Origin of the sequence: Nocardioides bruguierae, from assembly GCF_023656415.1 — a bacterium.
GTDB classification, from domain to species: domain Bacteria; phylum Actinomycetota; class Actinomycetes; order Propionibacteriales; family Nocardioidaceae; genus Nocardioides; species Nocardioides bruguierae.
On sequence record NZ_JAMOIL010000017.1, the window covers coordinates 130,559 to 140,644 of the forward strand.

The 10,086-nt window shown below is 74.4% G+C and carries 11 protein-coding genes; 7 read left to right on the top strand and 4 right to left on the bottom strand.

Going from position 1 to position 10,086, the window contains the following annotated elements; genetic code table 11:
* Positions 1 to 13: 13 nt before the first annotated feature.
* The 3 genes from M8330_RS14200 to M8330_RS22065 all read right to left on the bottom strand — a co-directional run bounded on the left by M8330_RS14200 (position 14) and on the right by M8330_RS22065 (position 1,642).
* A complete protein-coding gene (locus M8330_RS14200) occupies positions 14 to 403 on the bottom strand; it encodes a large conductance mechanosensitive channel protein MscL (protein WP_250056095.1) in 390 nt (129 codons plus the stop codon).
* A gap of 57 nt (positions 404 to 460) precedes the next feature.
* A complete protein-coding gene (locus M8330_RS14205) occupies positions 461 to 1,171 on the bottom strand; it encodes an SAF domain-containing protein (RefSeq protein ID WP_250827871.1) in 711 nt (236 codons plus the stop codon).
* Positions 1,172 to 1,258: 87 nt separating this feature from the next.
* On the bottom strand, positions 1,259 to 1,642 hold the full coding sequence (locus M8330_RS22065; protein ID WP_284704711.1) for an FmdB family zinc ribbon protein: 384 nt from the start codon (positions 1,640 to 1,642) through the stop codon (positions 1,259 to 1,261).
* A gap of 161 nt (positions 1,643 to 1,803) precedes the next feature.
* Here M8330_RS22065 and M8330_RS14220 point away from each other — a divergent pair, with 161 nt between their 5' ends.
* A complete protein-coding gene (locus M8330_RS14220; RefSeq protein WP_250827872.1) occupies positions 1,804 to 4,458 on the top strand; it encodes a penicillin acylase family protein in 2,655 nt (884 codons plus the stop codon).
* A 26-nt stretch (positions 4,459 to 4,484) separates the two neighbouring features.
* On the opposite strand, the gene M8330_RS14225 is transcribed toward M8330_RS14220, so the two are convergent.
* Positions 4,485 to 5,090 carry a 5-formyltetrahydrofolate cyclo-ligase gene (locus tag M8330_RS14225; RefSeq protein ID WP_250827873.1) on the bottom strand — a complete coding sequence of 202 codons (606 nt, stop codon included), beginning with the start codon at positions 5,088 to 5,090 and terminating at the stop codon, positions 4,485 to 4,487.
* 97 nt (positions 5,091 to 5,187) lie between these two features.
* On the opposite strand from M8330_RS14225, the gene M8330_RS14230 reads away from it, so the two are divergent.
* From M8330_RS14230 to M8330_RS14255, 6 genes are all read left to right on the top strand, one after another.
* Positions 5,188 to 6,573, top strand: a complete 1,386-nt coding sequence (locus M8330_RS14230; protein ID WP_250827874.1) for a UTP--glucose-1-phosphate uridylyltransferase — start codon at positions 5,188 to 5,190, stop codon at positions 6,571 to 6,573.
* A complete protein-coding gene (glp, locus tag M8330_RS14235; protein ID WP_250827875.1) occupies positions 6,566 to 7,801 on the top strand; it encodes a molybdotransferase-like divisome protein Glp in 1,236 nt (411 codons plus the stop codon). Before M8330_RS14230 ends, glp begins: the two co-directional genes overlap by 8 nt.
* On the top strand, positions 7,798 to 8,292 hold the full coding sequence (gene moaC, locus M8330_RS14240) for a cyclic pyranopterin monophosphate synthase MoaC (RefSeq protein ID WP_308196290.1): 495 nt from the start codon (positions 7,798 to 7,800) through the stop codon (positions 8,290 to 8,292). Before glp ends, moaC begins: the two co-directional genes overlap by 4 nt.
* 183 nt (positions 8,293 to 8,475) lie before the next feature.
* The gene (locus tag M8330_RS14245; protein ID WP_250827880.1) at positions 8,476 to 8,946 is read left to right on the top strand and encodes a MogA/MoaB family molybdenum cofactor biosynthesis protein; all 471 of its coding nucleotides are present in this window, start codon (positions 8,476 to 8,478) and stop codon (positions 8,944 to 8,946) included.
* On the top strand, positions 8,943 to 9,587 hold the full coding sequence (locus M8330_RS14250) for a GNAT family N-acetyltransferase (RefSeq protein ID WP_250827876.1): 645 nt from the start codon (positions 8,943 to 8,945) through the stop codon (positions 9,585 to 9,587). The genes M8330_RS14245 and M8330_RS14250 overlap by 4 nt, the downstream gene beginning before the upstream one ends.
* An 82-nt stretch (positions 9,588 to 9,669) precedes the next feature.
* Positions 9,670 to 10,086 (top strand): SepX/GlpR family protein (locus M8330_RS14255; protein ID WP_504928255.1); only part of this gene is annotated, 417 nt, incomplete at its 3' end.

Consider the following 10,086-nt stretch of genomic DNA (forward strand, 5'->3'; position numbering starts at 1 on the left):
GGGGTGACCCTGGTCAGGCCTTGTGCTCGCCGCCCTCGGCGGGGGCGTTCTCCGCGGCGGCCTGCGACTGGAGCAGGTCGCGGATCTCGCGCAGCAGCACCGTGTCCTCCGGAGTGCCGGGAGGGGCGCTGGGGAACCACTTCTCCTTGGCCTTCGTGTACGGCAGCACCACGAAGAAGTAGACGACCGCGGCCATCACCAGGAACGCGATGAGCGCGTTGAGGAAGTACCCGACCGACCCCTCCTCGGCGCCGACGAAGACCTCGTCCGCGTCGGGGATCTGCGCGAGCAGCAGGGCGGTGAACGCCGTGACCACGGTCGCGAACGCGGTACCGATGATCACCGCGACCGCCAGGTCGACGAGGTTCCCGCGCAGCAGGAAGTTCTTGAATCCGCTCAGCATCGTTGGCCTTCCCGAAAGTCTCCAGGCCCGGCCGGGCGGCACGGGTCCGGGAGCAACCTAGCCAGACCAGGCGTAGCTGAGGAAGGCTCTCGCGGCCGCGTCCACCACGTGGGTGACCTGGGTCTCAGGCACGCCGAGCACCACGACCCGTCCACCGGTGGCCCCTGCGGGCCCGGAGGCCGACATCCCCGTGGCCCCGTCGCCGGTGGGCAGCGCCAGGACGGTGACGTCGGCCGCCACCACGGTCGAGAGCGCGGACGCGTCGGCCGTGCCCGCCCCGCCGCCCACACCGCTACCCACCCCGCCCGAGGCGGAGGCGAGCAGGTCGATCCGGTCGCCGACGTCGAGCAGCGCCGCCGTGCCGGCGTCGGGCAGCCGCACCGGCACCGCCGTCGTCCCGGCCTCGGAGGCCAGGCCCGCGCCGACGAGGCGGGCGGACGTGATGGCCTCGCCCGCGCCCACCGGGCCCGCGAGCACCTCGCCCTCGGGCGCGGGCAGCGCCCCCGGCGGGGCGGTGCCGGGCACCTGCTCGACGGTCGTGAGGTCGTCGGGCGTGAGCGTGGCACCGGCGGGCAGGTCGTGCGCCGCCACCGTCACCGTCTCGGACGCCGGGGGCGGCGCCGAGACCGCCCGCAGGCCCAGCCCCACCGCCGCGGCGGCCAGCAGGGCCGCCAGCAGCCGGCGTCGCGCCAGGACGGCCGAGCGGACGCGGCGGCGGGCCGCGGCCAGCCGCTCGCGCGGGGTGAGGGGGAGGTCCGAGAAGGTCACGCCTCGACGGTAGGCGTCAGCGGCTCGCGGCGTCGGCCGTCATCCACAGGCCCGCGGAGGAGGCGTGCCGCGCCGCAGCAGCGGCGATCAGGAGGCGCTGGAGCCCGAGGCGCTGCTGGACGACGAGGACCCCGAGGAGGACTTCTCCGACGAGGACGACGACGAGGACGACGACGAGGACGACGAGCCCGACGACGACGACGAGCCGGAGCCCGCGTCCGAGGAGGACGACCCCGAGCCGGACTTCTCGGAGGAGGACCCCGAGGAGGACTTCTCCGAGGAGGACGAGCCCGACCCGCGCGAGTCGGTCTTGTAGAACCCGGAGCCCTTGAAGACGACGCCGACGGCGTTGTAGACCTTCCGCAGCCGGCCCTGGCACTCGGGACACTGCGTCAGCGAGGAGTCCGAGAACTTCTGGACGATCTCGAAGCCGTGTCCGCACTCGGTGCAGGCGTACTGGTAGGTGGGCATCCGATTCCTCCCGGGGCACGTGCGCGAGGCGCGCGGTGGGCCGCGCGCCTCGATGGTGGGCGTCGGGTCGGCAGCCGGCCCCGGTCACCCAGGTCCTGGCACTCCGGCCCGTCGAGTGCCAATGCTACGTCAGAGCCGGTCGCACGTGAGAACGTGCGCCCATGAGCGACACCCGTGCCGCCCGCCGCACCGACGAGGGCCCGAGCCTCCGCGACCGCTGGGCCCGGCTCCCGTGGCCGGCCCGGGCCGGGGCGGGCGTGGCGATCGGCCTGGTGCTCGTGCTGGTGCTGGCCGGGATCGCCGCCGTCGTCCAGGTGCGTCGGGCGCTGCCCGAGACGTCCGGCGAGATCGACCTGCCCGGGCTCGCCGCACCCGTCGAGGTGGTGCGCGACGAGAACGGCATCCCGCAGCTGTACGGGGAGTCGGTGGCCGACCTGGCGATGGCCCAGGGCTACGTGCACGCCCAGGAGCGGTTCTTCGAGATGGACGTGCGGCGCCACGTCACCGCCGGCCGCCTCTCCGAGCTGGTGGGGGAGAGCGGCGTGGAGACCGACGCCTACATCCGGACGATGGGCTGGCGCCGCGTCGCCGAGGCCGAGCTCGGCCGGCTCGAGCCCGACACCCGCGAGCTGCTCCAGGCCTACGCCGACGGCGTCAACGCCTACCTCGACGGCCGGCCCACCGCCGACATCGCCGTCGAGTACACCGTGCTCGGCCTCGGCGGCCTCGACTACCGCCCCGCGGACTGGACCCCGGTGGACTCGCTGGCCTGGCTCAAGGCGATGGCGTGGGACCTGCGCGGCAACATGCGCGACGAGGTCGACCGCGTGCTGAGCGCCGCGGCCGTGGGCGCCGACCGCGCGGCCACGCTCTTCCCGTCCGCCGAGGACGCCACCCCGATCGTCACCCAGGGCACGGTGGTCGACGGCGTCTACGAGGCCGACGCCACCACGGGCGGCACCCGCAACCCCAAGCGTGTCGGGTTCACCACCGACCAGCAGCAGGTGCTGGCGGACGTCGTCGACGGCACCGAGACCATCCCGGCCCTGCTCGGCGTCGGCGACGGCCTGGGCTCGAACTCGATGGTCGTCTCCGGCGACCTCTCCGCCACCGGCGCCCCGCTCCTGGCCGACGACCCGCACCTCGGGGTCTCGGTGCCGGGGGTGTGGATGCAGATGGGGCTGCACTGCACCGCCGCGTCCCAGGCCTCGGGGGAGTGCCCCCTCGACGTCGCCGGCTTCACCTTCTCCGGCTTCCCCGGCGTGATCATCGGCCACAACGCCGACGTGGCCTGGGGGTTCACCAATCTCGGCCCCGACGTCACCGACCTGTACGTGGAGAAGGTGCGCGACGGCCAGTGGCGCTACGCCGGACGCTGGCGCGACCTGCGCACCCGCACCGAGACCATCCAGGTCGCCGACGGGGACGACGTGGAGCTCACCGTGCGCTCCACGAAGCACGGCCCGCTGCTCTCCGACGTCTCCACCCAGCTCGCCGAGGCCGGCGTCGACGTGCTCTCCGGCACCCGCACCGGCCCCGAGGAGATCGCCGCGGGCACCGAGGCCGCGGTCGCGCTGCGCTGGACGGCGCTGGACCCCCGGCCCACCGCCGACGCGGTGCTCCAGATGAACCTCGCCACCGACTGGGACTCCTTCCGCGCCGCCGCCGCCTCCTTCGCGGTGCCCGCGCAGAACCTGGTCTACGCGGACACCGAGGGCCACATCGGCTACCAGGCCCCCGGCGTGGTGCCGATCCGCAAGTCCGGCAACGACGGGCGGACGCCGGCGCGGGGCTGGCTCCCGCAGGACGACTGGACCGACCAGACCGTGCCCTTCGCCGGTCTGCCCAGCGTGCTCGACCCCGACGAGGGGTTCGTGGTGACCGCGAACCAGCGGGTCGTCGACGACTCCTACCCCTACTTCCTCACCGACGACTGGGACCAGGGCTACCGCTCCGAGCGCATCCGGGCCCTGCTCGAGGCCGAGACCGCCGACGGCGGCGACGTCTCCCTCGACGAGCTGGCCGCCATCCAGCTCGACACCCGCAACCCGGTGGCCGCCGCCCTGGTGCCGCGCCTGCTCGACGTCTCCCTCGACGAGGGCTACGCGGACGACGGCCAGGCGCTGCTCGCCGACTGGGACCTCTCCCAGCCCGCCGAGGGCGAGGGCTCGGCCGCCGCGGCCTACCTCAACGCCGTGTGGGCGCGGCTGCTGGCCGACACCTTCCACGACGACCTGCCCGAGGACCTGTGGCCCGACGGCGGCGACCGCTGGGTCGCGGTCGTCACCCGGCTGCTGGACCGCCCCGGCAGCCAGTGGTGGGACGACGCCGACACCGAGGACGTGCGCGAGCGCCGCGACGACGTGCTGGAGCAGGCGATGCTCGAGGCCCGCGACGACCTGACCCGCCGCCAGGCCCGCGACGCCACGGAGTGGACCTGGGGCCACCAGCACACGCTCGACCTCGTCTCCACCCCGCTCGGGCTCTCCGGCATCGGCGCCGTCGAGGCGCTGGTCAACCGCGGTGGCTGGGAGGTCGGTGGCGGTGGCGCGGCCGTCGACGCCTCCTCGTGGGACGCCGCGTCCGGCGAGTTCACGGTGACCACCGCCCCGTCCATGCGGATGCTGGTCTCGCTGGCCGACCTCGACGACTCCCGGTGGATCAACCTCACCGGCGTCTCGGGCCACCCCACCTCGGCGCACTACACCGACCAGACGGACCTGTGGGCCCGCGGCGAGACGCTGCCCTTCCTCTTCAGCGAGGACGCGGTGCGCGAGGCCGGCGACGACGTGCTGACGCTGAGCCCACCCGACTGAGCCACCCGATTGAGCCGACACCGGGATCAGCGGGGCAGCCGGACCACCCCGTCGCCCGTGGCCGCCCCGGTGACGGGCCGGTCGTGCGGCTCGGTGGGCACGGCCACGCCCACCTCCTCGGGGTGCAGCAGCACCCAGACCGGGGTGCCCAGCGGGACGCGGCCCAGCGCACGGTCGTAGGAGCCGCCACCGCGGCCGAGCCGCGCGCCGTCGTCCGCCACCGCCAGGCCGGGCACGAGGACGAGGTCCGCGGTCGCGACGGCGTCGGGGCCGAGCCCGGGGCCGACCGGCTGGAGCAGCCCGTAGCGGGCGGGGGCGAGGTCGTCGGGGCCGGTGTGCACCGCCCAGTCGAGGTCGTTGTCGGGCAGCAGCACCGGCAGCAGCACGCGGCGGCCGGCGTCGGCGAGCGCGGCCAGCAGGGGGCCGGTGCCCGGCTCGCCCGCGGAGGAGACGTAGCAGGCCACCGTCGCGGCCCGAGCGACCTCGGGCGTGGCCAGCAGCGCGGCGGCCAGGTCGTGGGCGTGGGCGACCTGCGCGGCGAGCGGACGCCGTCGACGCTCGGTGAGCAGGCGGTCACGCACCGCCGTCTTCGCCGCAGCACCGCCTCCGGGGCCGTCGACCGAGGTGTTCACAGGCGCCTCCGAGGCTGGTGCGGGAGGCCTTCATCCGTGCGGGCGAAACCGGAGGGGGTTTGCGGACCGGCCACGAGACGACCCTACGATGCTGCGCATGACTGCTGCTGGGCTGGACGCCGCACGCGCGAAGATGCAGGCCGAGGGTGTGGACGAGAACGCGATCCGCACCTTCGCCCACTACTACGGGCTGCTGGAGAACGGCGAGACCGGGATGATCCCCGAGTCCACCATCGAGCCGGTCGGCATGGAGTCCCTCGGCGACGTCGAGGTCGAGGACGAGGCGGCCTCGGCCGCGCTGCGCACCACCGCGGTCATCAAGCTCAACGGCGGCCTGGGCACGTCCATGGGCATGGACCGCGCCAAGTCGCTGCTCTGCGTGCGTCGCGGCCTGTCGTTCCTCGACGTCATCGCCCGCCAGGTGCTGCACCTGCGCGAGCAGCACGGCGCCCCGCTGCCGCTGATCCTGATGAACTCGTTCCGCACCTCCGCGGACACGATGGCCGCGCTGGCCCGCTACGAGGACCTGCCGGTGGCCGGCCTGCCCCTGGAGTTCCTGCAGAACAAGGAGCCGAAGCTCCTGGTCGACGACCTCACGCCCGTCGAGTGGCCGGCCGACCCGACCCTGGAGTGGTGCCCGCCCGGCCACGGCGACATCTACACCGCCATGCGCGGCACCGGCCTGCTCGACCAGCTGCTCGCGGCCGGCTACGAGCGGGTCTTCATCTCCAACTCCGACAACCTGGGCGCCACCCCGGACCCGAAGGTCGCGGGCTGGTTCGCCGGCACCGGCGCCCCCTTCGCCATCGAGGCCGTGCGGCGCACGCCCAGCGACCGCAAGGGCGGCCACTTCGCCCGCCGCAGGGCCGACGACCGGCTGGTTCTGCGCGAGACCGCCCAGACGCTCGACGAGGACAAGGCGGCGCTGGCCGACCTCGAGCGGCACCGCTACTGCTCCACCAACAACATCTGGGTCGACCTGCGGGCGCTCAAGGCCGTGCTGGACGAGCGCGACGGGGTCCTCGGCCTGCCGATGATCCGCAACGAGAAGAACGTCGATCCCGCCGACAAGTCGACCCCCAAGGTCGTGCAGGTCGAGTCCGCCATGGGCGCGGCGATCGAGGTCTTCGAGGGCGCGACCCTCATCGAGGTCGGCCGGGACCGCTTCGTCCCGGTCAAGACCACCAACGACCTGCTGGTGCTGCGCTCCGACGTCTACGCCGTGGGCGAGGACTTCGTGCTCGACCAGGTCAGCGACGACCTGCCGTTCATCGACCTCGACGACGACTTCTACAAGCTCGTCGAGGACTTCGACTCCCGCTTCCCCGAGGGCGCCCCCTCCCTCGTGCAGGCCACGGCGCTGCGCGTGCAGGGCGACGTCACCTTCGGCAAGGGCGTCGAGGTCGTCGGGGACGTCACCGTGGCCGGCGAGGCCGGGCAGCGGATCGAGCCCGGCACGGTGCTGAAGGACGCGGATGCCTGAGCCCGTCTCCGTCGAGGAGCACCTCGCCCGCATCCTCGACGACGTCGAGCCGCTGGCGCCCTACCAGCAGCCGCTGATGGACGCGCTCGGCCTGGCAGCGGCCGAGCCGGTGGTCTCCACGGTCTCCCTGCCGCCCTTCGACAACTCCGCGATGGACGGCTACGCGGTGCGCTACGCCGACGTGGCCGCCGCCTCGGAGGAGCACCACGTGCACCTGCCGGTGGTCGGCGAGATCAGCGCCGGCGACGCCCGGCTGCTGGCGCTGCCGCCCGGCACCGCCGCCAAGATCATGACCGGCGCCCCGGTGCCCAGCGGCGCCGACACGGTGGTGCCCTACGAGTGGACCGACCGCGGCGTCGCCACCGTGGTCATCTCCCGCGCCCCGCGCGAGCGCCAGCACGTGCGCTACGCCGGCGAGGACGTGGAGACCGGCGACCTCCTGATCGAGGAGGGCACCGTGCTCGGCCCGCGCCACCTGGGGCTGCTCGCGGCCGCGGGTCGCCCGACGATCGCCGCCCGGCCTCGTCCGCGCGTCGTGATCCTCTCCACCGGCACCGAGCTGCGCGACCCGGGCACCGGCCTGGGCCACGACTCGATCTACGACGGCAACTCCTACCTGCTGGCGGCCGCCGCCAAGCGGGCCGGGGCGATCGCCTACCGCGTCGGCATCGTGCCCGACCAGCCGCGCGCGTTCCTGGAGTCGCTCGACGACCAGCTCGTCCGCGCCGACGTCGTCGTCACCTCCGGCGGCGTCTCCATGGGCGACCACGACGTGGTCAAGGAGGCGCTCTCGCCGTCCGGCACCGTCTGGTTCGGGCCGGTGCGGATGCAGCCGGGCAAGCCGCAGGGCTACGGCCGCGTCGGTGAGGACTCCGTCCCGATCTTCACCCTGCCCGGCAACCCGGTGAGCGCCTACATCTCCTTCGAGCTGTTCGTGCTGCCGGCGCTGCGCACGATGATGGGCCTGCTGCCCGCGTCCCGCCCGCACGTGCGGGCCCGGCTGACCCACGCGCTGACCTCCCCGCGCGGACGCCGGCAGTACATGCGCGGCGACCTCGACCGGGCCGCCGGCAGCGTCTCGCCGGTCGGCGGACCGGCCTCCCACCTGGTCGGCGACCTGGCCATGGCGGACGCACTGATCGTGGTGCCCGAGGACGTCACCGAGCTGCCCGCGGGCGCCGAGGTCGAGGTCCTGCCGCTCGAGGGCGGACTGGCGGGCGGGCTGTGAGCACGCCTCCCACCGGGGACGCCGGCCCCCGGCTGACCCACGTCGACGAGTCGGGCGCCGCCCGGATGGTCGACGTCTCCGCCAAGGCCGTCACCCAGCGCACCGCCACGGCGACCGGCCGCGTGCTCGTCAACGAGACCGTCGTCGGGCTGCTGCGCGGCGAGGGCGTGCCCAAGGGCGACGCGCTCGGCGTGGCCCGGGTCGCCGGGATCATGGGCACCAAGCGCACCCCCGACCTGATCCCGCTGTGCCACCCGCTCGGCATCTCCGGCGTCGAGGTCGACCTCGAGGTGCTCGACGACGCCGTCGCGATCACCGCCACCGTGCGCACCGCCGACCGCACCGGCGTCGAGATGGAGGCGCTGACCGCGGTCTCGGTCGCCGGCCTCACCGTCGTCGACATGGTCAAGGCCGTCGACAAGCGCGCCGTCATCACCGACATCCGCATCGAGGCCAAGTCCGGCGGCAAGTCCGGCGACTGGACCCGCTGACCCCGCCGAGCCGGCAGTGACGTGCTGCCGACTCACCGCCGGCCCTCGCCGAGTCGGCAGCAGCTTTCATGGGTGTCCGCGCACGGCGGGTGGGCGTAGGCGGCTCGGACGACGGCGGGCAGACTGTCCACCGTGACGCAGACCCCGACGCCCCCGCCGGCCCCCGAGCGCGCCGTGCCCGGCCTGCCGGCCGCGGTGGTGGTCGCCTCCAACCGCGCCGCGGCCGGTGTCTACGAGGACACGACCGGCCCGCTGATCGTGGACGCGCTGGCCGGTCTGGGCTTCGAGGTCGGGCCTGCTGCCGTCGTCCCGGACGGGGAGCCGGTGGGGCAGGCGATCGCCGCGGCCGTGGCCGCCGGTGCCCGGGCGGTGCTCACCACCGGCGGCACGGGCCTGACCCCCACCGACCGCACCCCCGAGGTGACGCGCCCGCTGCTGGACCGTGAGGTCCCCGGCATCGCCGAGGCGATCCGCGCGGCCGGCGTGGCCAAGGGCGTGCCGACGGCGGTGCTCTCGCGGGGCGTGGCCGGCGTCGCGGGGGAGTGCCTCGTGGTGAACCTGCCGGGCAGCCGCGGCGGGGTGAAGGACGCGCTGGCGGTGCTCGAGCAGGTGCTGCCGCACGCGGTGGCCCAGGTGCGCGGGAGCGACCATTGAGCCACCTGCTCGGAGCGGGCCTGGGGCGTCCGCAGGGGGTGCGCCCCGGCGGGTGGCCGGTGCGGCTGCAGCACGACGACGTGCTCTGCCGTCCGCTCCAGCGGCAGGACGCGCGGGCCTGGCGGGTCGCACGGGAGCGCAACGCCGCGTGGCTGGCGCCGTGGGACGCGACCGTGCCGCCCGGTGGTGACACCCGTCCGACCACCTTCGACGCGCTCGTGCGCAGCCTGCGGCGCCAGGCGCGGCAAGGCACGACCTACCCGTTCGTCATCGAGGTGGGCGGGGAGTTCGCCGGCCAGGTGACGATCAACAACGTCGTCCGTGGCTCGGCGATGTTCGGCTCCGTGGGCTACTGGCTGGACCGGCGCTTCGCCGGGCGGGGCGTGATGCCGCGCGCGGTGGCGATGGTCCTCGACCACGGCTTCGCGCGGCTCGGGCTGCACCGGGTGGAGATCGCGATCCGGCCCGAGAACTCCAACTCGCTGCGGGTCGTGGAGAAGCTCGGGCTGCCCGAGATCGGCTACGCGCCCGGCTACCTGCACATCGACGGCGACTGGCGCGACCACCGGCTGTACGCGATCACCCGCGAGCAGGTGCCCACCACCGGGCTGCTGGTGCGGGTGCTCGCCGAGCAGCTGTGAACCACATCCGTCACACCAGCAATTTCCGACACACCTGTTGACATGCGGGTACGTGTGCGCCGTCGACCCTAGAGTCCGTGGCGTGGACCTGAGCCCATTCATCTTCGTGGCCCTGGCGGTGGCCTGGGCCGCCTACCTGGTGCCCAAGGCGCTCAAGCACCACGAGGACGTCGTCAAGACGCGCTCCGCGGAGCGCTTCAGCCAGACGATGCGTGTGCTTGCGCGCCGGGACCACGCCGCTGCCCCCGCCGGGCACGCCGGCTACCTCGACGACGACACGGTGGAGCACGCCGTCGTCCTCGACGAGACGACCGACCCCGACTCCCCGCTCCACGGTGCTGACCTGGCCGAGAGCGACGAGGCCCGCGAGGCCGCCGGCGACCGCGGTGTCGTCATGGCCCGCGCCCGTGCCGCCGGTGCCGCGATGGGGGCTGCGACCGTGGCCGCCACGGGCCGCGCGACCACGGCCACCGCCCGCGCGGCCGCCGGCTCGCGGGCC

Excerpts from the sequence above, each read along its gene's own strand:
- glp (WP_250827875.1), top strand. The coding sequence starts at position 6,566 with ATGCCTGAGCCCGTCTCCGTCGAGGAGCACCTCGCCCGCATCCTCGAC.
- M8330_RS14220 (WP_250827872.1), top strand. The coding sequence starts at position 1,804 with ATGAGCGACACCCGTGCCGCCCGCCGCACCGACGAGGGCCCGAGCCTC.
- M8330_RS14230 (WP_250827874.1), top strand. The coding sequence starts at position 5,188 with ATGACTGCTGCTGGGCTGGACGCCGCACGCGCGAAGATGCAGGCCGAG.
- M8330_RS14200 (WP_250056095.1), bottom strand. The coding sequence starts at position 403 with ATGCTGAGCGGATTCAAGAACTTCCTGCTGCGCGGGAACCTCGTCGAC.
- M8330_RS22065 (WP_284704711.1), bottom strand. The coding sequence starts at position 1,642 with ATGCCCACCTACCAGTACGCCTGCACCGAGTGCGGACACGGCTTCGAG.